This window comes from Acidimicrobiales bacterium, from assembly GCA_036270875.1.
Classification (GTDB): domain Bacteria; phylum Actinomycetota; class Acidimicrobiia; order Acidimicrobiales; family AC-9; genus AC-9.
This window is the reverse complement of sequence record DATBBR010000046.1, coordinates 40583-61342: the sequence shown is the minus strand read 5'-3', so window position 1 is coordinate 61342 and position 20760 is coordinate 40583. Positions and strand designations below refer to the sequence as shown.

Sequence of the window (20760 nt, the reverse complement as noted above, 5' to 3'; positions counted from 1 at the left end):
GAGCAATGGTCCATCAAGGGGTGCCCACAAACCTCTAACCTGTCGGCGTGCCTGTCACCTCACGGACGGCCGTCCTCGGGCGTCGACGCCTCTCCAAGCTGTCTCTCGGGGTCGCCCTCTCGACCGCCGCACTCGTCGCCGCCAGCTGTTCGAGCGGTGGCAAGTCGACGACGAGCGGCCCCGCCACCGCGCCCCTGACTGGTCTAGTCGTCCCAAGCGTGAACCAGCGGCCCGCCCTGTCGATCAAGGTCGACAACTCACCGCCTGGACTACCCCAGTCGGGTCTCGACAAGGCCGACATCGTCACCGACGCTCTCGTCGAAGGTGGGCTTACGAGGCTGCTGGCCACATACCAGTCCCAGGACGCGACACTGGTCGGCCCGATCCGATCGGCTCGGCCCGTCGACGCCGCACTGCTGCGCCAGCTCGGCGGGGGCATCTTCGCCTACTCGGGCGCGGCCGCCGGAGAGATCGCACCGGTCAAGGCGCAGTCCACCGCGACCCTGCTGTCCTTCGACGCCGGTATCTCGGCCTTCAAGCAGCTCCCGGGGCATCCGGTGCCGTTCCAGGTGTACGCCTCGACCACCGATCTCTACGCCGCTGGGGAGAAGGCGGGCGCGAGCACGAGCCCGCCGAAGCCGATCTTCACGTACAACGCCGCCGTGCCGAAGGGGTCGAGCGGCGTCACCGCCCGCATCCCGATGTCGAACATCTCCACCGTCACCTGGACCTGGGACCCGACCACCCAGAAGTACCTGCGAACTCAGAACGGTAAGGCGGACGTGCTCTCCAACGGATCGCGTATCTCGGCCACTGATGTCGTGGTGCTGTCGACTGCCATCGGGCCGACGGGGATTTTTGACTCCGCAGGCAACGAGGACCCACTCGTGATCGTGGTGGGGTCCGGCCCGGCTGCCGTCCTGCGCAACGGACAGGTCATCACCGGCACGTGGACGCGCAACACCATCACCGACACGATGAAGCTGACCGACTCGACGGGCGCCACAATCGCGCTCCAGCCCGGCCCTTCGTGGATCGAGCTCCAGCCCCGCCCGCTCACGCCCGCCATCTCATAACCAGCTCGGGCTCTCAAACGACAGCGCCGGGCCGATCCTCCTGTCGGTCCACCATCGGCGCCAGCACACCGGCCGCGGCGACGGCTCCAGTGGTGGCGAGCAGCATCGTCCACCGGCCGAACCGAGGCAGCGAGCGGAACGCGAGCAGCGTGCCCAGAAGGTCCCCGGCGTCCGCCAGGCCGCCTGCTTCCAGCCAGCCGCGGGACGGCGCGCCGCGATCCATAGCCAGGATGGCTCCCAAGCCGAGGGCGATGTCACGGCTGCCGAGCGACCGGGCCAGCAGCTTGTCGGTCGGACGTCCCACGCCGCGACCCAACCACGGTCTGGTCACGAGCCGGGGGGCCACGATGGCAGTGGCTCCGATGGCCACCCGCAGGCCGGCCAGGCGACGGGCGTACTCGCGCGCCTCCTCTTTGGTCACGGCGCCTTCATAGCACCTCTCGGCCCGAGCTCTGTATGCCAGCGCGTGAGGCGTTGTCCGGGCAGACCGAACGGTAGGAGCAGGTCCGGCACACCGGCTCGGTGCTCACGCCCCGCCACTCCCGCTCGGCGCCGACGGCGGCGCCGAGGCCGATGAGCTCGGCCGAGATCTCCTCCAGGTCCTCGGCGTCTGGCTCGAAGGGGTCAGGATCGTCGGCGGCCTGAGGCGACAGGTGCTCATGGCGCAGCCGAAGCTGGAGCCCGAGCTCCTCGGCGAGCGGCGCGAGCAGCCATGCCTGCACCCGGGCCTCGGCGCTGTCGCGCAACGTGGCCACCTGCGGCACGCCGCACTTGTAGTCACGGGCATCCAACAGACCGCCGTGGCTCCACACGGCATCGATGGTCCCCGTCACCATGAGCACCGGCCGCGCGCCGAACCAGCCCCGGGCGAGCTCTCGCTCGTGCCCGACGGAGATGGCTCCCCGGGGACACCGGCGGGCATGGCGATCGAGAAATCCCAAGGTCCTCGAGGCGTCGAGGCCGTCGGCGCCGGCATGGCTCTCGGCCAGGTCAGACATCCGGAGCGCATCGCCACAGCGGCCTTCGCGGTGGAGTCGGTGCAACAGTCGATGGACGAGCAGTCCCTCGTTGGCCCCGCCCGGGCCCGGATCGGTGCCGGGCAGCGACAGAAGATGGCGGGCCCGAAAGGCCCGGCGACACCGGTACCAGTTCTCCACCGCCGTGGGGCTCAGGCGCACGATGTCGCCGATGAGATCCTCTCCCTGGTGATCGTCGACATCGGTCGGCGGGACGGGCGTACCTGCGTTGCGATGGGCCGGGCAGTCTTCGGCGTGCCGGCACATGCCACAGCCCTGGCCGATCTCCGGCGACGGCGAGCGCGCCCGCTCCCGAACGACCGCCACGCGCTCATCCAGCAGAGCCCCGAGGCCCTGCAGGTCCCTAGCCCAGTCGATCTCCCACTCGTCGGCATCGGCACCCAACAGGTCGACGTGTCGCACCCGCAGACCCCCGCCCGACGCCCGCCTGGCGAGGCGGAGCACGGCGCAGAGCACCTTGGCGCTCCTCGTGGGGTCGGCGCACACGGGGCCACCCCACAGCTCGAGCTGGCGGAGCTCCAGGTCGCCGTCCGCGTCCTCGACCGCGAGATCGATGGCGCCTCCAACGGTGAGGTTCCGCTTCGGCCAGTAGTCGGGCCTGCTGGGCCCGTGGGCGACAGCCCGGACGTCCCGGCCACCGAAATGACGAACGTAGCCGGCGCCGGCCTCCACGAAGATGGCTGCCTCCTCCGGGAGCAGGTTCGACGGAGGACCGAAGTCCTCGGGCCGGGGCGCCCGCAGCTGGCGATGAGCGGCCGTGGCCCTGGCCACGAGGGCGTTGCGGATGCGCCATCGATTGAACGCCGTCCGCGTCCCTGGTCGCTCGTCGATCTCGCAGGCCAGCCACCGGGGGCACGCCCGCTCGGCGGCCTCGAGGCAGAGCGGGGTCACCTTGGCGGGCGCCGGTGTCACCCTCGCTCGCTGCGTTCCGCTCGTGGGCCCACCAGCGGTGATCGTAGCGACGGGGTGGTGCAGAGCGGTGAACGTCATGCCGACATCTCACTGACGGCGATCTCAACGAAAATTTCTCCAACTTTCCGTCAATGGGGTCGGCGACCGCCGTAGACTCCGGCGATGGCTCGCGTCATGGCGGTGGCGAACCAGAAGGGCGGGGTCGCCAAGACGACGACGGTGCACGCGCTCGGGGTTGCGCTCAGCGAGCTGGGCGAACGTGTGCTGCTCGTCGACCTGGATCCCCAGGCCTGCCTGACGTACTCAGTGGGACTCGACCCTGACAGCCTTCCTCGGTCCGTGCACGACGTCTTCGTGCGCCGGGTGCCGGTGAAGGAGGTGCTGCAATCCGTCGAGGCGCTAGACGTGGTGCCGGCCACGATCGACCTGGCCGGCTCCGAAGTGCTGCTCCTCACCCGCACCGGGCGCGAGCACGCCCTGGCCAGGGCGCTGGAGCCGCTGCGAGGCAGCTACGACACCGTGCTCGTGGACTGCCCACCATCACTGGGCGTGCTCACCATCAACGGGCTCACGGTCGCCGACGAGGTTCTCGTCCCGCTGCAGTGCGAGGCCCTGAGCCATCGCGGCGTGGCCCAGCTCCTCGACACCATCGAGGACGTCCGGGCCTTCGCCAACTCCGATCTCGCCGTGCGAGGGATCATCGCGACGATGCTCGACCCGAGGACCCGCCATTCCCGACAGATCCTCGGCGACGTGCGCGACCGCTATGCGCTGCCCGTCCTCGATCCTCCGGTCGGCAAGTCCATCCGCTTCGCAGAGGCGCCGGCTCGTGGACGCTCGATCCTCCGCCACGCCCCCGGCTCGCCGGGCGCAGAGGCGTACCGCGCCCTCGCCAGGACCCTCCACGCGGACCTGAACGGGCAGGAGACGGTGGGGAGCTGAGATGACGAGCAGTTCCGATCCTCTGGGCCGGCGAGCACTCTTCTGGGCTCCCGGCGTGCGCGCCGACGAACGAGAGCACGGGGCGCCCGAGGCATCGGGCCGGCGCGCCCTGTTCTCGGCGCCTGCCCCACGGCCGGGGACCATGGTCCTCGTGTGCTCCTCCTGCGGAGTCCACACGCGGGTGACGTACGCCGACTACATCCGTCGTCATTTTCCGTTCTGGCTCTGGATCCCGGGCCGCCGGTACTCCCGGCTGCTTCCCTGCCCCGCCTGCGGTCGGCGTACCTGGCTCGAGGCCATCTTCCGCGGCTGAGCGGCTCGCCGGTCAGAACCCTCGGAACTTGGGGTCGCGCTTCTGGCTGAAGGCCTGCACGGCCTCGACAGTGTCGGCGGTAGAGAAGTTCAACGCCTGGCAGCGGGCCTCGTCCTCAACGGCCTGCTCCATCGAGGTGGCCCCGTTGTTGAGCATCGTCTTGGTCATCGAGAGCGCCAGTGGCGGTCCCTTGGCCAGGGTGCGGGCCCAATCGTCGACGAACCCGTCGAGGTCGGCTGCCGGCACCACCCGGTTGACCAACCCGATGTCAGCCGCCTCCTTGGCAGAAACGATCTCGGCGAAGAAGGCGAGCTCCTTGGCCCGGTGGAGCCCGATCAGCCGGGGCAGCACCCACGATCCCCCGAAGTCGACCGAGAGGCCGCGCCGGGAGAAGATCTCTGAGAAGCGAGCGTCCTCCGATGCCACGATCAGGTCGCAGCCCAGGGCGAGGTTGCAGCCCGCTCCGGCGGCGATCCCGGCGACTTTGGCGATCGTGGGTTTCGGCACCCGATGCAACGCCAGGGCCACGTCACCGACGCGGCGCATGCGCACCAGGCCGTGGTCACCCCCACCGTCGGACACCCCGCTCAGGTCCTGGCCGGAGCAGAATGCACCCCCGGCGCCGGTGACTATCAGCACACGGTCCTCGGTGCTCCGGGCGACGGCCTGAAACGTCTCCCACAGCTCGATCCACATCGTCTCGTTGATGGCGTTCTTGCGGTCTGGCCGGTCCATGGTCACGGTCACGACCCCGTCGGCGCGCTCTACTCGGAGAGTCTCCATGGGCCCGCACGATAATCACCGGACCACCGACGGTCCTCCGCCGCCTACCTACCGCGCCGAGGCAGCGACCCCGAGGGCGGCATCGAGGTCGGCCCACAGGTCCTCTACGTGCTCGATGCCGACGCTGACCCGGACCAGGCCGGCCGGCGTCGCCTCCTCGCCCTCCCAGCGCTGGCGCCGCTCCAGCAGCGTCTCCACCCCACCCAGGCTCGTGGCGTGCACACAAAGGCGCACCGCGTCGCACAGGGCGTCGGCGATCGGGGCGCCGCCGTGCACCTCGAACGACAGCATGGCGCCGAAGCCGTCCATCTGCCGGGAGGCCAGCTCGTGGCCAGGGTGGTCGGCGAGCCCCGGGTAGCGCACGACGGAGACCCCGGGATGGGCGGCCAGGCGACGGGCCAGCTCGGCGGCGTTGGCCTGGGCCCGCTCGAGGCGGACGTCGAGAGTACGCACCCCGCGGAGGGCGAGGAACGCCTCGACCGGCCCGGGTACGGCGCCGTGCAGGCTCCGCCGCCGGCGGAGCGCCTCGCCCCAGCGGTCCTGGTCACCGGTGATGGTCGCCCCCATCACCACGTCGGAGTGACCGGCCAGGAACTTGGTGACGCTGTGCACGACGACGTCGGCGCCCAGCTCGAGGGGGCGCTGGAGCAGGGGCGTGGCGAAGGTGTTGTCGACCACCACCGGGACGGCGACCGCCCGGGCCCCCTCGCACAGGGCGGCGAGGTCTGCGATCGCCATCATGGGATTGGTCGGGGACTCGCACCACAGCAGCTCGGCGCCGTCGATGGCGGCGAGCGTGGCCGAGGTGTCGGTGATGTCGACGAGCCGGACGAGGAGCCGGCCGCGCCCCGCCAACTCGGCCAGCAGTCCCCGCGTGCCCAGGTAGGCGTCCTGTGGCGCCACGACCAGTGCACCGACGGGCAGGGTCTCGAGGACAGCGGCGATCGCCGCCAACCCGGACGCGAACACCAGCGCCTGGCCGCCCTCCAGGGAGCCCAGCACCTCCTCCAGGGCGTCCCAGACGGCGTTGCCCTCCCTTCCGTAGGAGAGCGGACCGTCCGCCCGGTAGGTCGAAGACAGCGGCACGGCCACGTTGACGGGCGCCCCCGCGACCGCCTCTCCCCTACCTGAGGCCACCGCGACCGAGGCTGGATGCAGTGGTGGGCTCAGAACGCCCCCTCGACCACCTCGACGACGCCTCCCAGCACCGACGCCACGTCGAACCGCACCAGCCCGGCGTGGTAGGACCCCTCCTCGAGCCACCGGGCCGCAGCCCGCCGCAGGCGGGCCTGCTTGGCCCGCGTCACCGCCTCGACGGGCGCCCCGAAGACGGTCGAGGACCGGGTCTTGACCTCGCACACGACGATCAGGTCGCCGTGGCCCAGCACGAGGTCCAGCTCGCCCTGGGGACAGCGCCAGTTGCGGGCCACGACATCGAATCCGGATGCCCGGTACCACTCGGCCACCCTCTCCTCGCCGTAGGCGGCGAGCTCCTGGCGCCGAGCGACCCGTTCCACGGCTAGAGCTCCTTCTCGGGGAGCTCCTCCACGTTGACGTCCTTGAACGTGACGACCCGGACGGAGGAGACGAATCGGGCGGGCCGGTACATGTCCCACACCCAGGCATCATTCAGCTGGATCTCGAAGTGGGGATGCCCCGCCTCCCCCTTGGCCTCCATGCTCACGTGGTTGGCCAGGTAGAACCGTCGGTCGGTCTCGACGACATAGCGGAACATCGGGAGCACCGCTCGGTACTCCTGATAGAGAGCCAGCTCGATTTCGGCCTCGTAACGCTCGAGGTCCTCAGCGCTCATCATTCATGTCTCAGGCCTCGCTGGAGCGTTGTCCCCTGGAAGGCCAACTGTAGGACGCCGGTGCCCCGCTGCGCCCCTCCAGCCGCCGCACCCGGTCCCCCAGCCCCCGCTGGTGCTGGCGGCTGCGCCGCCCCGGGGGCCCCTGCCCCGCCGCAGGCCCGCGAGGTGCCCGGGACCCAGGGGCCCCACACGCTGGTCGCTCCAGTCAGCGAAGGACCGGCTTCTCCTCGACAAGACACCCATCTCTCCATAATCTCCACGAGGGCGACGACATCAGGGGGGCGAATCGATGCCCCGTGACTCTAACGGGATGCCCCGAGAAGCCTTTCAGCACGGTGTGACGACCCCGAACGAGGGAGGAGGCGTCACGACCGGGTCGTCGAGCTACATCGGTGTGATTCTGCGTCGCTGGCGAACGGCGCCGGGAGCGGCGCTAGGTCGTTTCTGCGGTCTTGTGGACGCGAGCGCGACCGTCCTGAGCCCTGGCTCCGCCTCCCGCTGAGCCCGATGCGGCCTCCCACGCGAACCCGTCCGGGTCGGTGAAGGGCCCCGCATCGCTGCCAATCACGATCCGGTGCGATCCGGAGCCGTCAGGGGAGACGCCGGCGTCCTTGGCGAGGGCTCCTCGCTTGTACAGCGCCAGAGTGATGGCGCCCGATGTCGCGGCGAACTGGACGTACCTGCTGAAATAGCTCTTCGCCACCGCGAGGCCGCGGTCGACGTAGAACCGTTTGCTCGCGGCCACGTCCGCGACGCCCAGCAGGAGCACGATCTCGTCGATCTGCCTGGTCGCCGGGCCGCTGTCCTTCTTCGACGACGTCGCGACCTTCCAGATCGTCCCGTCCGGCGCTCGGACGACGCCGCCGTAGCCCCACAACGACTTCGCGGCCGGCTTCAGCGGCGTGGCACCGGCGTTCAGGGCGGTGCCGATGAGGTCTTTGGCGGTGGCTGGCTGCGACACCACAAGCGACAGCGTGAACCCAGGAAAACCGGTCGCCGGTGCCTCCGAGGCCCGCAGGCGCACCTGAGTGCCCAACCCGAAGGCGGCGGAGTAGAAGGCCGTGGCGGCCGTGAGGTCGGGCACCTCGAGGGTGACGGATTCGATGGAGGTCATGGCCGCTCCTTCCGCGACGTGGGTCTGTCGTTCTATTGACGGCTACCACCCCGCTGATGTGACAGGGCAGAAGCAACTTCCACGGCCTCCTGATCCAGGTCACCGCGAGCGAGCGCCAGGCTTGATCGATCGGCCTGGGTTTGGGGTTCTCGAGACAGCCCTCAGTGGTCGTCGAGTTCCGCGAGCAATCGGCGGGGGGCGACCATCCTGAACGTCTCTTCTACGATCGCCGCCACCTCGTCCCAGTCGACGCCACCAGGAGGAGGTGGGCTCAGGACCACCCCAAGCCAGTCCGCGAAGACACCGCTGCTGGACGGTTGAGGTCTGAAGACGCGTTGGGGATCGGCCGCGAGCGCGTTCTGGTGGCAGCTATGGCGGGTGGTGTAGCGGGCCAGCTGGGCGTCCAACAGGTCGGCGAGCTCGGCCGACCGGGCGTCTAGGTGGCGGACCTGCCCTTCTTGCCGGCCGGGGTGGCCGGGGAAAGCTGCCGCTTCTCCTTGATCTTGGCCGCCTTCCCGACCCGACCCCGGAGGTAGTACAGCTTCGCCCGGCGGACGTCGCCCTGGATGATGGGCTCGATCTTGGCGATGATCGGGGAATGCACCGGGAACGTGCGCTCGACGCCCACGCCGAAGCTGACCTTGCGGACAGTGAAGGTCTCCCGGACCCCCGAGCCCTGGCGGCGGATGACGGCCCCCTGGAACACCTGGACCCTCTGCCGGTTCCCCTCCACCACACGCACGTGGACCCGGACCGTGTCTCCGGGCGCGAACGCCGGGATGTCGTCACGGAGGCTGTCACGATCGACCAGGTCGGTGGGGTTCATGGCGCGAAGGCTCCTCAGGAGACCGGGGGGACACTGCAGGATACCCATGCTCGGCGAGGAGCCGCATCTCCTCGTCGCTCAACCCGCCGCGAGCCTCGAGGAGGTCGGGACGCCGGGCGATGGTGCGGACGAGCGCCTGAGCCCGACGCCACCGGGCGATGCGGGCGTGGTCGCCCGAGCGCAGCGCCTCAGGCACGACCCACCCGCGGAAGTCGGCCGGCCTGGTGTACTGCGGGTACTCGAGGAGCCCGTCGGCGAAGCTCTCCTCGGTCGCCGATGCCGCGTTCCCCATGACCCCCGGCACCAGCCGGGCCACCGCCTCGATGACGACGAAGGCTGCCGCCTCCCCGCCGGCCAGCACATAGTCACCGATCGACAGCTCGTCGTCGACGAGATGCTCCGCCACCCGCTCGTCGACGCCCTCGTAGCGCCCGCACAACAGTGAGAAGCCACCGCCAGGGGCCGTGCCCAGAGCGGCCAGCTCCTGCACCAGGGCCTGGTCGAGCGGACGTCCAGCAGGTCCGAGCAGGAACAGCGGCCGGGGCGGTCGAGCTACCTCGACCGCCCCGAAGACCGGCCCTGGCGCGAGCACCATCCCCGCCCCGCCGCCGAAGGGGGTGTCGTCCACCGACCGTCGCGGATCGGTCGCCGCCGAGCGCAGGTCGTGGATCCTCAGGTCCAGCAGGCCACACTGGCGAGCCCGCCCGACCAGGCTCTCGCTGCCGACGGCCTCGAGGAGCCCCGGAAAGATGGTGAAGATGTCGACCCGCACGACGACATCACTCCAGGAGCCCGTCGGGGACCTCGACCACCACTCTGCCCGGTCCGTGCTCCACCACGAAGCGGAGGGGGATGAGACCACCCCCGTCGAGCACGAGCAGGTCGCTGGCGGGGTTGGCCTCGATGGCGGTGATCTCCCCCAAGTGGCGCCCGTTCACGTCGAGGACCTCCGATCCGTGCAGCTCGTGGACCCAGAGAGCATCGGGATCGACGATCGGCTCAGCCCGGAGCACCACGTCTCGAAGGGCCTCGGCTCCGTCCCGATCGCCCACCCCGGAGAAGGAGACGATCCAGCGACCGCCGTTGCAGACCGACCGTACGACCTCGAGGTTGCCGGCGGTCGACGAGAGCACGGCGCCGCTCGCCAGTCGCTCGGTGCGATCCGTCACCAAGCGCACGATGACCTCGCCCCGCAGCCCGTGCGGCCGAACCACCCTGCCGACCTCGAGCGTCGCTGGGCTACCGGGCCGGCCTCCCGGGTCGCCCGCGGCTGGCGTCGGCCGGTCAGTCGACAATGTCGACGCTGGCCTCGGTCCCCTCGTTGGCCCCGGCCGCCCTCACCAGAGCGCGGATGGCCTGCGCGACACGACCCCGCCGTCCGATGATCCTGCCCATGTCGTCCGGGGCGACGTGCAGACGCAGGTTCACCCCCTGGCGGGCCTCCTCGACCTCGACCACCACGGCGTCGGGGTCATCGACGATGGAGCGGGCGATGTGCTCGAGCACGGCTCGGGGGATCGCACCGAGGGCCCGGTTCCCCGCCATGTCATCGACTTCGTCGACCTCGCCGTCAGCCGAGAGGCCGACCTCCGCGTCCGACATGTCGCTCACTTCGATGCTGCGGCGGTGAACTCGTCCCAGGCCCCGGAGACGCGCAACAGCTTCTCGACCCGCTCGGTCGGCTTGGCCCCCCGTGACAGCCACTTGACGGCCTTGGCTGAGTCGATCTTGACCACGGATGGATCGGACCTGGGTGCATAGGTGCCCACGATCTCGATAAAGCGGCCGTCCCTGGGGGAGCTGCTGTCAGCGGCCACGACGCGGTAGGTGGGCTGCTTCTTCTTGCCCATCCTCATGAGGCGAAGCTTCACTGCCACGAATCGATCCTTGCCTTTCTGGGCCTGCCTTCCGGGCCGGCCGTTGGTTTGTCCGAGCTCGCTAGCGAAGCGAGCTGAGGTCGGCTAGCGACGGCGTGACACGGCCCCGCTTGCCCTTCTTCCCCGGCTTGCCGGAGGCCTTCCCGCCTCCGATGCCCTTCATCATGCGCTGCATCTCCTTGAACTGCTTGAGCAGCGCGTTCACCTCGGCGGTGGTCGAGCCACTGCCGTTGGCGATGCGCTGCCGTCTCGACCCGTTGACGATGGCCGGGTCCCTTCGCTCGCCCGGCGTCATGGAGCGGATGATGGCCTCGACATGGGCCAGCTGCCCGTCATCGATGGGGGCGTTCTTGATGTCCTTCGGCAGCCCGGGGAGCATGCCGAGGATACCCGTGAGGGGACCCATCTTCTTGATCTGCTGCATCTGCTCGAGGAAGTCCTCGAGGGTGAACTGTCCCTCCTGGAGCCGCGCCGCAGCCCGGGTGGCGGTTTCCTCGTCGTAGTGCTGCTCCGCCGTCTCGATGAGTGTCAGCATGTCGCCCATGCCGAGGATCCGGCTCGCCATGCGATCGGGATAGAAAGTGTCGAAGTCGGCGAGCTTCTCACCCGTCGAGGCGAAGGCGATGGGTCGGCCGACGACCTCCTTCACCGAGAGGGCGGCGCCACCACGGGCGTCGCCGTCGAGCTTGGAGAGCACCACGCCGTCCAGCTCCAGCGTGGCGTGGAACGCCTCGGCGGTGGCCACGGCGTCCTGGCCGGTCATGGCGTCGATGACCAGGAACGTGTAATTGGGATGGAGCACGTCGGAGACCGTGCGGACCTCGTCCATCAGGGCCTCGTCGATCGTGAGGCGCCCCGCCGTGTCGACGATGACCACATCGCGACCCCGCCGCTGGGCTTCGTCCAGCGCCCGCCGGGCCACGGTGACCGGGTCGGTCGGCTCGCTGAACACGGTCACCCCGGCCTGGCTCCCGAGCACCCGGAGCTGCTCCACGGCGGCGGGCCGCTGGAGGTCGGCCCCGACCAGGAGCGGCTGGCGACCCTGCTGCTTGAACCACCGGGCCAGCTTGGCTGCGCCTGTTGTCTTCCCGGAGCCTTGGAGACCGGCCAGGAGCACGACCGTCGGAGGCTTGGAGGCGTAGGTGATGCGCAGGGGCTCGCCCCCGAGAATGCCCACGAGCTCCTCGTTGACGATCTTGATGACCTGCTGCGCCGGCGAGAGGCTCTTGGACAGCTCGGCCCCGACGCAGCGCTCCCGGACCCGGGCGACGAATCCCCGGACGACGGCGAGATTGACGTCCGCCTCGAGGAGGGCCAGCCGGATCTCGCCGAGGGCCTGGTCGACCTCGGCCTCGCCCAGGCGGCCGCGGCCCCGCAGACGGGTGAAAATACCTTCGAAGCGATCAGAGAGAGACTCGAACATCTCGAGCCAGGCTACCGGAACGGCCAGCGGGCTCCATGCCTGCTCCTCAGGCGAACAGCGCCTCGACGAACTCGTCGGGGTCGAGGGGGACGAGATCGGCAGGGGACTCACCGAGCCCCACGAGCTTGATGGGCAGCCCGAGGTCCGCGACCACGGCCACGGCGATGCCGCCCTTGGCGGTGCCGTCGAGCTTGGTCAGGACCACACCGGTGACGCCGACCGCCTCGGAGAACTGGCGGGCCTGGACCAGACCGTTCTGTCCCGTCGTGGCGTCGAGGACCAGGAGCACCTCGCCCAGGTGGGCCGGAGACCGCTCCGCCACCCGCCGCACCTTCTTGAGCTCCTCCATGAGATTGACCTTGGTGTGCAGACGCCCGGCGGTGTCGACCAGCACCAGATCGGCCCTCCGGGCTACCGCCCGTTGGACGGCGTCGAACAGCACCGAGCCGGGGTCGCCCCCCTCCGACCCCCTCACCAGGTCGGCCTCGACGCGCACCGCCCACAGGGCCAGCTGCTCGGTGGCGGCGGCCCTGAACGTGTCGCCCGCCGCCATCACCACCGACCGCCCCTCGGCCGCTTCACGCATGCCCACCTTGCCGATCGTGGTCGTCTTCCCTACGCCGTTCACACCGACGAACAGCCAGAGGTTCGTCTGCCCCGGCTCCTGATGGAGCTCCCGGTCCCCTCGTCCGACGATTGCCTTGAGGTCCGACTTCAGCGCCTCGAGCAGCGCGTCGGGGCCCGCGATCTCGCCGGCCTTGACCCGCGTGCGGAGCCCGTCGAGCAGTGAGGTGGTGGTCGACACCCCGACGTCGGCCAGGATCAGCGCCTCCTCCAGCTCCTCCCATGTCCCCTCGTCGATGCCGGAGCGGGCGAGCACCGAGCCGACGCGGGCAGCCAGGAGACTGCGGGCCTTGCCCAGCCGCTCGCGCAGCGGCGGCGGGGCGGCGACCTCGGGAGGACCGAGCACCTCTTCGGCCTCGGCCGGCGCCTCGACGACCTCGGGCTCGGCGACCTCCGTCGAGGGCACGGCGCCCTCCGCCGGCGGCCGCGGCGGAGGCTCGAGCTCGACGCCCGCGCCGCGTCGCCTCAGGGTGACGCCGGCCACGAGACCCAACGACACGAGCAGGAGGAACCCGAGGACGGCCACGATCACCAAGATCGTCATGGCTTCGAGAGCCTACCGCCCGCCCCCGCTCGCTTGACCCCTAGGCCGAGGCCCTGACCCGTTCGCTCACGATCTTGGAGGACCCGCCGGGCTGGAGCGTGACCCCGTACAGCCAGTCGGCCGCTTCCATCGTCCGCTTCTGGTGGGTCACGACTATGAGCTGCGCCTCGTCGCGGAACTCGTCGATCAGGTCGAGGAAGCGCCGGAGGTTCACATCGTCGAGGGCGGCCTCGACCTCGTCGAGCAGATAGAAGGGTGACGGACGGCTGCGGAACACCGAGAACAGGAAGGCGATGGCCACCAGGGAACGCTCGCCGCCCGAGAGGAGCGACAGCTTCTTCACGTTCTTGCCCGCCGGCTTGGCCTCGACCTCGATGCCAGTCTCCAGGAGGTTGTCGGGGTCGGTGAGGCGCAGCCCGCCCACGCCGCCCGAGAAGAGGGTCGAGAACAAGGCGGAGAAGTGCTTCGACACGTCGGCGAAGGCGGCCGCGAAGACCTGGACGATCTCGCCGTCGATGGCCCGGATGACCTTGGCCAGATCCCGCCGGGCCCCCCGAACATCCTCCAGCTGGGACTCGAGGAACTCGTGGCGCTCGCGCAGCGAGGTGAGCTCCTCGATGGCCAGCGGGTTGACCGGGCCCATCAGCCGCAGCTCACGCTCGAGCTCCCTGCCTCGCTGGGCGATGGTGACCCCGCTGGCCGGCTCGGGGCGGGGTGCGGCCTTGGCGGCCTCCGGCTCGTGATCGAGCTCTCGGCGCACGGACTCGACGGCCGCCTCCTGCCGGAGCCGGATCTCGGCGTCCTCGATCTCCGCCCGCTGGGCCCGCTCCCGGATCTCAGCCAGGCGACGCTCGGCCTGCTGACGCTCGCCCCGGAGGCGGTCGAGACGGGCGGCTCGGTCGTGTAGGGCGGCGGCCATCTGGCGACGCTGCTCATCGAGGGTCGCGGCCTGGTCTTCGAGCGTGGCCACGTGCCCCGCCACCATTGCGCTCAGCCGATCGATGGCGATGGCGGCCGCCTCCATCTGCCGGCGGCGGTCCGACGCCTGGTCCGCTTCCGTCCGGTCGCGCTCGAGCCGCTGCTCGATGTCGCCCAGCCGTCCGGCGAGGAGGGAGCGCCGTTCGTCGAGGCTCGCCGTCCGCACCTCGAGGCCGGTACGGAGCTGGGCCACGGCAGCGACTCGCTCGTCCATCTGTGCCTTGGCCTCCCGTGCCACGGCCACTCGCTGGGCGACCTCTGCCTCGTCCGCCTCGAGCGACGGCAGGCGCTGCTCGAGCGAGGCAGCCAGGGACGTGTCGTGCTCGATACGCCGGGTCAGCTCCTGCTCGTGGTCCCGGGCGTGGTGGGCATCCTGGGCGAGCACCCCGAGCTCGGACTCGACCCGGGTGAGCGCCTCGCTGGTGCCCGCGGACCGGGCGTCGGCTCGCTCGACCTCTCGGGCCAGCTCCGCCTCGGCGGTCCGAGCCGCGGCCAACTCGGCCCGAGCGGCCTGCAGCTCCTCGGTGGCGTCGGTGACCGCTCGGGCGAACGTCGCCGCTTGCGCCCGTGCCTCGTCGAGCGCGGCGCCCGTGGCGGTCGGCCCGCCACCACCGATCCGCCACCCGGACGCACCGAACCGGTCGCCCTCGGCCGTGACCACGATCAGCTCGGGTCGGCGCAGCGCCAGGTCCACCGCCGCTTCCCAACCCCCGGGCGCCACGACGGCGCCGGCCAGAAGGACGTCCAGAAGGTGCTCGACCCCGTTGACGGCGGAGCGGACGTGGGCCCGGACCAGATCGACCTCCGCGAGATCGGTGGGGTCGCCGACGCGTCGGTAGCCCCCAGCGCCGGGGGCCAGCACGGCACCCGGCTTCCCTGCTCGGCGCAGATGGGCCAGGGCGGCACGCGCCTCGCCGGGGCCGGCCATGACCACGGCGGCCACCGCCTCGCCCGCCGCCGCCTCGAACGCGCGCTCCCACCCGGGGTCCACCGCCACCAGCTCCAGCAGCGTGCCCACGACCCCCGGGACCTCCGAGAGGCGCTCGGCGCCTGCTCGGGCCCGCGCCTCATGAAGGGCAAGGGCCAAGGCCTCGGCCCGCGCCTGCCACGAGTGGTGATCCTGGTCGGCGCGGCGCAGACCAGCCTCTGCCCGCTCGGCTTCGGACTCGGCGGACGCCCGCCGCTTGGCGGCGTCCTCGGCCGCCGCGACCAGCGACGGCGCCGCTCTCCGGGCGGCCTCGATCTCGGCTCCGAGCCGGCCTCGATCGGCCTCCAGGCCGTGAGACCGGTGCCCGATGGCAGCCAGGCGGGACTCGAGCCGGCCCTGCTCCGTCCGGTCGCGGTCGAGCCCGTGGCGGATGGTCCGAAGCTGACCGCGGGCATCGGCCGCCGCCCCGTCCCGGGAGACCAGGCCCATGGTGTCGCCGAGGGTCTCTTCGAGGTCGGCTCGTTCGCCGGCGAGCGCCAGCTCGGCGGCGGCCAGCTCCTCGCCCGAAGGCTCGAGCTCCCGGGCCGACGTCTCGGTCTGGTCGAGCTCGGACCGGAGGCGGGCGGCTTCGGCCTCGAGAGCGGCCACCACGTCCTGGTCCGCCAGGGCGCTCGCCGCACTGGCGATCGATCGGCGACGCTCGACGAGGACGGCAGACATCCCCAGCGCGCGCTCCCGCAGGCTCTCCACCCGGCGGAGATGGTCCGCCAGGTCGTCACCTCGGCCCGACGTCAGCGCGCTCTCGGCCGCGACCACCGAGGTGTCGAGCGTCGCCAGGCTGGCCTTGAGCCCGTCCTGCTCCCTGTCGAGCTCGGTCCGGGTCTCGAGGGATGCGGTCAGACGGGCGTCGAGGTTGGAGAGCTCCCGACCGGCGAGGTACAGCCGGACGGCGAGGAGCTCGTCCGCCAGGCCGCTGTGGCGGCGGGCGGCCTCGGCCTGTCGCTCGAGGGGGCGGATCTGGCGGCGCACCTCGCCGAGCAGGTCCTGGAGCCGCTCGAGGTTCCCCTCCGTGGCCTCCAGGCGGCGTTCGGCGCGCTCCCGCCGCCGGCGGTACTTGAGCACCCCGGCGGCCTCTTCGACGATCAGGCGCCGGTCCTCGGGGCGGGCGTTCAGCACGGCGTCGAGCTGGCCCTGGCTCACGATGACGTGCTGCTGGCGGCCCACGCCGGAGTCGGACAGGAGCTCCTGGACGTCGAGGAGCCGGCACGGGACGCCGTTGATGGCGTACTCGCTGTCGCCGGAACGGAACAGGGTGCGGCTCAGGGTGATCTCCGACGACTCGACTGGGAGGAGACCCGAGCTGTTGTCGATCGTGAGGGAGACCTCGGCCCGTCCCAGCGCCGGGCGCTTCGCCGATCCGGCGAAGATGACGTCGTCCATCCGGGCCGAGCGGACGGTCCTCGGCCCCTGGGCCCCGAGCACCCACGCCACGGCGTCGACGACGTTCGACTTGCCGCTGCCGTTGGGACCCACGACGACGGTGACCCCGGGCTCGAGCTCGAGCGTCGTCGACTCGGCGAAGGACTTGAAGCCCTTGAGCGTGAGCGCCTTCAAGAACACAGCGCGATCACGTTACCGGGGTGTCTGGCCTGCTTCGGGTATCCCCGCCGACCAGGGCGGTCATCGACTTCGCCCGCCTCAGACCTGGCACCCTTCGCACAGGAACGACGAACGCCCCCCCAGCCTGATCCTCGTGATGCGGCGATGGCAGCGCGGGCATGACTGGCCCTCCCGGTCGTACACCTGATGATGGCTTTGGAAGTCGCCCGGCCTGCCGAACAGGTCCCGGTACTGCTGGTCCGCGAGCGAGGAGCCGCGGTGTCGCACGGCGTCGGAGAGCACCTCGACCATCGCCCGATACAGCCGACGAATCTCCTCAGACGACAGCGTCTCCGAGCCACGGTCGTGGCGGAGGCCGGCGGAGAACAGGATCTCGTCGGAGTAGATGTTGCCGATGCCGGCCACGAACCGCTGATCCATCAGGAGCGGCTTCAGCTTGGTCTTGCGAGCGCGCAGCAGGTCTCCGAACTGCACCCAGCTCATCACATCGTGCAGGGGATCGAAGCCCAAGTGACCGAGCTCGGGCACCTCCTGGGCGACGACGGGCTCGGCGGCGACGAACATCTCGCCGAAAGTCCTGGGATCCACGAAGCGAAGCTCGCCGCCCTTCGTGAAGGTGATGGAGACGTGGGTGTGACGGGCGGCCACCTCCCGGGCGCTGCTGGGCCGGAGCAGCTGGCCGCTCATCCCCAGGTGGACGACGAGCACGTCGCCGTCGTCCAGGCACAGCAGGAGGTACTTGCCCCGTCGTCTGACGCCGGTGATCTTCTGGCCCTCGAGCCTGCCCCTGAACTCGGCCGGGCCCCGATGCCTGCGGATCGAGCGTCGACCCTTCACCTGTACCGACTTGATTCGCTTGCCGACCACCGCGCCGTCGAGATCACGGCGGATGGTCTCGACCTCTGGGAGCTCAGGCACGCTCGTCGCGCCGCCCACCCGACCCGACCGATGGCAGCTCGGCCGCATCTGGTGGCGGGCGTGGTGTGCCGGACAGATCGGCCCACGCCATCCGGGCCGCGGCCTGCTCGGCCTGCTTCTTGGATCGGCCCTCGCCGCGCCCGAGCAGCCGACCGCCGACGTGCACGCTGGCCCGGAAGCGCTTGGCGTGGTCGGGACCCTGTTCCTCGACCGCGTAGCGGGGCAGGGTCTCGGCCTGTCGGGCGGCCAACTCCTGGAGGCGCGTCTTGTAGTCCTGGCCGCCAGGACCGGCGGCCGCCTCCCTGATGCGCTCGCCGAGCAGCTGCATGACCAGCTCACCGGTCCTGTCCAGGCCGAGCTCGAGGTAGATGGCGCCGATGACGGCCTCGAAGGCGTCGGCGAGGATGGACGGCTTCTCGCGTCCTCCCGAGGCGTCCTCTCCCTTGCCGAGCAGTAGACCCGACCCCAGGTCGAGGGACGCGGCCAGGTCGGCCAGCACCTCGGCGTTGACGACCGAGGCCCGGACCTTTGCTAGCTCCCCCTCGGGCAGGTCCGGGTAGGCCTGGAAGATGTGGTCGGTGACGAGGAGGCCCAGCACCGAGTCCCCTAGGAACTCCAGGCGCTCGTTCGAGGCCTCACCCGTGGTTTCCGCGCACCACGACCGGTGGGCCATGGCCTGCTGGAGCAGCTCGACCTCTCCCGGCTCCTGTCCCAGCCGTCGCGCCAGTGCATCCAGCTCGACACGACGCAGTCCCGGCGGCTCGCGCAGCTCAGGTGGCCTCGAGCTTGGCGACTACGTAGTCGACGGCGTCTCGGACGGTCTTGAGGTCCTCGAGGTCCTCGTCCTCGACCCGGAACCCGACCGTCCGCTCCCCCAGCTCCTCCTCCAGGCCCTCGACCAGCTCGATGAGGGCGAGCGAGTCGGCGTTGAGGTCCTCGGAGAACGAGGCCCCCTCGCTGACGGAGGCGGGATCGATCTCCAGGATGTCGGCGAGCTGGTCGCGGATCATCTCGAAGACCTGGCGACGGTCGAACGGGCCTTTCTCGACATGGGTCTCAGCGGGCACTGCTGCTCCTGGGGTCAGTCGACGTCCGGATCGTACCGGTATCGGGCGCACGTCGCGGCCTCGATGACGCCCGAGACCGGGCTGTTTCCCCCGGGCCGGGCCTCCGGGGCCGGGCCTGTTGTCATCGGCCCCGGCCGCCTGGGCCGGCCTTCAGGGCGCGACGGCTCGCCGCAGTTCGTCGACCAGGCCCCGGGACACCATGTCGTGGGCCACCCGCACGGCGTTCACCACCGCCCGGGCTGACGAGGACCCGTGGCTGATGATGCAGACCCCGTCCACGCCGAGGAGCATGGCCCCGCCGGTGGACTCTGGGTCCATCTCCTCCATGAGCGGAGCCAGGCCGGGCATCAGCACCTTGGCCGCCGCTTTGGTCTCCTCGTTGGCGGTCATGACCCCAGTGAGGGCGCTCACGAAGAACCTCATGCCGCCCTCGAGCGCCTTGAGGGCGATGTTGCCCGTGAAGCCGTCGGTCACCACCACGTCGGCGGCGTCACTCAGCAGCTCGCGGGCCTCCACGTTTCCGACGAAGCGGACGCCCACCCCCTCCGAGAGCAGGGCGTGGGTGCGCTTGACCAGGGCCGTGCCCTTGCTCTCCTCCTCCCCGTTGGACAGCAGCCCAACGCGTGGCTCGGCCAGGTCGTAGCGCTGTCGAGCGAACAGCGACCCCATCTTGGCGAACTGCACCAGCCACTCGGGGGTGCACTCGGGGTTGGCGCCGGCGTCCAGCAGCACCGTGTGGGTGGACCCGGGCACGGGCAGCGGAGTGGCGATGGCGGGCCGGGCGACTCCTGGAAGCCGGCCCATGCGCAGCAGGGCGCCGGCCATGGCGGCGCCCGTGTTGCCGGCGCTGACCATTGCCGCCGCCCGGCCGTCCCGCACGGCCTCGGCCGCCCGGACGAGGGAGGCGTCCTTCTTGCGCCGGACCCCTTGTCCAGGGTCCTCGTGCATCCCGATCACCTGGCTCGCCGGCACGACCTCCAGGCCCGCCGTGTCGCCAAGCTCCTCGGGCCGGCCCACCAGCAGCACGGGGACGTCGAGCTCGTCGACCGCCTGACGGGCACCGGCGACGATCTCCCTGGGGCCGCGGTCGCCGCCCATGGCGTCGACGGCGACGGCAAAGCTCGCGGGCTTTCGGCCCGCGGCCCTCCGGCCCGCGGGCGCGGGCTCGGCCATGGGGGCGGGGGAGGCCTCGGAAGCGGAGCTGGTCACGTGCCCGTCAGTCGACGTCGACGGCCTGTCGGCCCCCGTACCAGCCGCAGTTGGGGCACACCACGTGGGGCAGCTTCGCCCGACCGCACTGTGGGCACACGCTGCGCGGCGGGGTCCGGAGGACCCAGCTCGAGGCCCGACGGCTCCGGGTCTTGGCCTTCGAGGTCTTCTTCTTGGGGACGGCCATCTTCTCTCGCTCTCGTCTGGCGTGTGCTGTCCGGACCTACCCCGCTCAGCGGCGAAGCTCACCGCCTCGCAGGGCGTCGAGCGGTGCCCACCGAGGGTCGACCGTCTCGGTCTGGCACGAGCAGCTCGCCTCGTTGCGGTTGATGCCGCAGACCGGGCACAACCCGAGGCACTCCTCGATGCAGAGGGGAACCTGGGGCAGGTCCAACAGCACAGCGTCGCGCGCCAGCGGCTCCAGGTCGAGCTGGTCGCCACGGAGCGGGTAGGTCTGCTCGGGGTCTCCACTGGGCTCGAACAGCTCCCGGACGGCGCTCCGGAGCTCGCCGCGGGCCACGGCCAGGCAGCGACGGCACTCGCCGGTCCACGGAGCAGACACGGAGCCCGTCGCCATGATCCCGCCGTGCACCGACTCGAGCAGCACCTCCACGACCACCGGCGCCCCCTCGGGCACCGAGCTGCCCGTGATCCCCAGCTCCGGGATCGGCCCTTCACGCCGCTCCCGCCGGCTGGCGCCAGGCTGGCGCCGAAGGGTCGCCACATTGACGACGAAGGGATGCTGCGCCATCGTCC

At 70.9% G+C, this 20760-nt stretch carries 24 protein-coding genes; 3 read left to right on the top strand and 21 right to left on the bottom strand.

The features are described from left to right. Positions 1-47 precede the first annotated feature (47 nt). The gene (locus VH112_05245) at positions 48-1076 is read left to right on the top strand and encodes a DUF3048 domain-containing protein (protein ID HEX4539632.1); all 1029 of its coding nucleotides are present in this window, start codon (positions 48-50) and stop codon (positions 1074-1076) included. A gap of 13 nt (positions 1077-1089) precedes the next feature. Here VH112_05245 and VH112_05240 read toward each other — a convergent pair whose 3' ends face one another. Beyond that, complete coding sequence (locus VH112_05240) at positions 1090-1497, bottom strand: hypothetical protein (GenBank protein HEX4539631.1); 408 nt, start codon at positions 1495-1497, stop codon at positions 1090-1092. A 7-nt stretch (positions 1498-1504) separates the two neighbouring features. Next, positions 1505-3103, bottom strand: coding sequence for a PD-(D/E)XK nuclease family protein (locus tag VH112_05235; protein ID HEX4539630.1), 1599 nt, complete (start codon positions 3101-3103; stop codon positions 1505-1507). 84 nt (positions 3104-3187) lie between these two features. Between VH112_05235 and VH112_05230 the strand changes: the two genes are divergently transcribed. Beyond that, positions 3188-3967: a ParA family protein gene (locus VH112_05230; GenBank protein ID HEX4539629.1), complete on the top strand. Its 780-nt coding sequence runs from the start codon at positions 3188-3190 to the stop codon at positions 3965-3967. A 1-nt stretch (position 3968) separates the two neighbouring features. Continuing rightward, entirely contained in the window at positions 3969-4280 is a 312-nt protein-coding gene (locus VH112_05225) for a hypothetical protein (GenBank protein HEX4539628.1), read from the top strand. 12 nt (positions 4281-4292) lie between these two features. Here VH112_05225 and VH112_05220 read toward each other — a convergent pair whose 3' ends face one another. The 19 genes from VH112_05220 to VH112_05130 form a co-directional block, all read right to left on the bottom strand. Further along, positions 4293-5063, bottom strand: coding sequence for an enoyl-CoA hydratase (locus VH112_05220; GenBank protein ID HEX4539627.1), 771 nt, complete (start codon positions 5061-5063; stop codon positions 4293-4295). A gap of 48 nt (positions 5064-5111) precedes the next feature. Beyond that, positions 5112-6200 (bottom strand): PLP-dependent transferase, encoded by a 1089-nt coding sequence (locus tag VH112_05215; protein ID HEX4539626.1) that lies wholly within the window; start codon positions 6198-6200, stop codon positions 5112-5114. Positions 6201-6229: 29 nt separating this feature from the next. Beyond that, positions 6230-6580: a YraN family protein gene (locus VH112_05210; protein HEX4539625.1), complete on the bottom strand. Its 351-nt coding sequence runs from the start codon at positions 6578-6580 to the stop codon at positions 6230-6232. Between the two features lie 2 nt (positions 6581-6582). Next, complete coding sequence (locus VH112_05205) at positions 6583-6876, bottom strand: DUF2469 domain-containing protein (GenBank protein HEX4539624.1); 294 nt, start codon at positions 6874-6876, stop codon at positions 6583-6585. Positions 6877-7309: 433 nt separating this feature from the next. Beyond that, positions 7310-7990: a hypothetical protein gene (locus VH112_05200; GenBank protein HEX4539623.1), complete on the bottom strand. Its 681-nt coding sequence runs from the start codon at positions 7988-7990 to the stop codon at positions 7310-7312. Positions 7991-8426: 436 nt separating this feature from the next. After that, a complete protein-coding gene (rplS, locus tag VH112_05195; protein ID HEX4539622.1) occupies positions 8427-8816 on the bottom strand; it encodes a 50S ribosomal protein L19 in 390 nt (129 codons plus the stop codon). Beyond that, on the bottom strand, positions 8788-9588 hold the full coding sequence (trmD, locus tag VH112_05190; GenBank protein ID HEX4539621.1) for a tRNA (guanosine(37)-N1)-methyltransferase TrmD: 801 nt from the start codon (positions 9586-9588) through the stop codon (positions 8788-8790). The genes rplS and trmD overlap by 29 nt, the downstream gene beginning before the upstream one ends. 7 nt (positions 9589-9595) lie before the next feature. Then, positions 9596-10111, bottom strand: coding sequence for a ribosome maturation factor RimM (gene rimM, locus VH112_05185; protein HEX4539620.1), 516 nt, complete (start codon positions 10109-10111; stop codon positions 9596-9598). Then, complete coding sequence (locus tag VH112_05180; GenBank protein ID HEX4539619.1) at positions 10101-10418, bottom strand: KH domain-containing protein; 318 nt, start codon at positions 10416-10418, stop codon at positions 10101-10103. The genes rimM and VH112_05180 overlap by 11 nt, the downstream gene beginning before the upstream one ends. A 5-nt stretch (positions 10419-10423) precedes the next feature. Next, positions 10424-10693, bottom strand: coding sequence for a 30S ribosomal protein S16 (gene rpsP / locus VH112_05175; GenBank protein ID HEX4539618.1), 270 nt, complete (start codon positions 10691-10693; stop codon positions 10424-10426). 61 nt (positions 10694-10754) lie between these two features. Next, the gene (gene ffh / locus VH112_05170; protein HEX4539617.1) at positions 10755-12116 is read right to left on the bottom strand and encodes a signal recognition particle protein; all 1362 of its coding nucleotides are present in this window, start codon (positions 12114-12116) and stop codon (positions 10755-10757) included. A 46-nt stretch (positions 12117-12162) separates the two neighbouring features. Continuing rightward, the gene (ftsY, locus tag VH112_05165; protein ID HEX4539616.1) at positions 12163-13284 is read right to left on the bottom strand and encodes a signal recognition particle-docking protein FtsY; all 1122 of its coding nucleotides are present in this window, start codon (positions 13282-13284) and stop codon (positions 12163-12165) included. A gap of 40 nt (positions 13285-13324) precedes the next feature. After that, positions 13325-16810 carry a chromosome segregation protein SMC gene (smc, locus tag VH112_05160; GenBank protein HEX4539615.1) on the bottom strand — a complete coding sequence of 1162 codons (3486 nt, stop codon included), beginning with the start codon at positions 16808-16810 and terminating at the stop codon, positions 13325-13327. Positions 16811-16888: 78 nt separating this feature from the next. Next, the gene (mutM, locus tag VH112_05155; protein HEX4539614.1) at positions 16889-17728 is read right to left on the bottom strand and encodes a bifunctional DNA-formamidopyrimidine glycosylase/DNA-(apurinic or apyrimidinic site) lyase; all 840 of its coding nucleotides are present in this window, start codon (positions 17726-17728) and stop codon (positions 16889-16891) included. Beyond that, positions 17721-18443 (bottom strand): ribonuclease III, encoded by a 723-nt coding sequence (gene rnc / locus VH112_05150; GenBank protein HEX4539613.1) that lies wholly within the window; start codon positions 18441-18443, stop codon positions 17721-17723. Before rnc ends, mutM begins: the two co-directional genes overlap by 8 nt. Positions 18444-18498: 55 nt before the next feature. Continuing rightward, complete coding sequence (locus VH112_05145; GenBank protein ID HEX4539612.1) at positions 18499-18795, bottom strand: phosphopantetheine-binding protein; 297 nt, start codon at positions 18793-18795, stop codon at positions 18499-18501. Positions 18796-18945: 150 nt separating this feature from the next. Beyond that, the gene (plsX, locus tag VH112_05140; protein HEX4539611.1) at positions 18946-20004 is read right to left on the bottom strand and encodes a phosphate acyltransferase PlsX; all 1059 of its coding nucleotides are present in this window, start codon (positions 20002-20004) and stop codon (positions 18946-18948) included. 7 nt (positions 20005-20011) lie between these two features. Next, positions 20012-20191 carry a 50S ribosomal protein L32 gene (gene rpmF / locus VH112_05135; protein ID HEX4539610.1) on the bottom strand — a complete coding sequence of 60 codons (180 nt, stop codon included), beginning with the start codon at positions 20189-20191 and terminating at the stop codon, positions 20012-20014. A 45-nt stretch (positions 20192-20236) separates the two neighbouring features. Beyond that, positions 20237-20755: a DUF177 domain-containing protein gene (locus VH112_05130; GenBank protein ID HEX4539609.1), complete on the bottom strand. Its 519-nt coding sequence runs from the start codon at positions 20753-20755 to the stop codon at positions 20237-20239. Positions 20756-20760 lie beyond the last annotated feature (5 nt).

Coding starts and splice junctions, on each gene's coding strand:
- VH112_05235 (HEX4539630.1), bottom strand. CDS start 3,103: ATGACGTTCACCGCTCTGCACCACCCCGTCGCTACGATCACCGCTGGT.
- VH112_05230 (HEX4539629.1), top strand. CDS start 3,188: ATGGCTCGCGTCATGGCGGTGGCGAACCAGAAGGGCGGGGTCGCCAAG.
- VH112_05225 (HEX4539628.1), top strand. CDS start 3,969: ATGACGAGCAGTTCCGATCCTCTGGGCCGGCGAGCACTCTTCTGGGCT.
- VH112_05220 (HEX4539627.1), bottom strand. CDS start 5,063: ATGGAGACTCTCCGAGTAGAGCGCGCCGACGGGGTCGTGACCGTGACC.
- VH112_05205 (HEX4539624.1), bottom strand. CDS start 6,876: ATGAGCGCTGAGGACCTCGAGCGTTACGAGGCCGAAATCGAGCTGGCT.
- VH112_05200 (HEX4539623.1), bottom strand. CDS start 7,990: ATGACCTCCATCGAATCCGTCACCCTCGAGGTGCCCGACCTCACGGCC.
- rplS (HEX4539622.1), bottom strand. CDS start 8,816: ATGAACCCCACCGACCTGGTCGATCGTGACAGCCTCCGTGACGACATC.
- VH112_05180 (HEX4539619.1), bottom strand. CDS start 10,418: ATGTCGGACGCGGAGGTCGGCCTCTCGGCTGACGGCGAGGTCGACGAA.
- ffh (HEX4539617.1), bottom strand. CDS start 12,116: ATGTTCGAGTCTCTCTCTGATCGCTTCGAAGGTATTTTCACCCGTCTG.
- ftsY (HEX4539616.1), bottom strand. CDS start 13,284: ATGACGATCTTGGTGATCGTGGCCGTCCTCGGGTTCCTCCTGCTCGTG.
- rpmF (HEX4539610.1), bottom strand. CDS start 20,191: ATGGCCGTCCCCAAGAAGAAGACCTCGAAGGCCAAGACCCGGAGCCGT.
- VH112_05130 (HEX4539609.1), bottom strand. CDS start 20,755: ATGGCGCAGCATCCCTTCGTCGTCAATGTGGCGACCCTTCGGCGCCAG.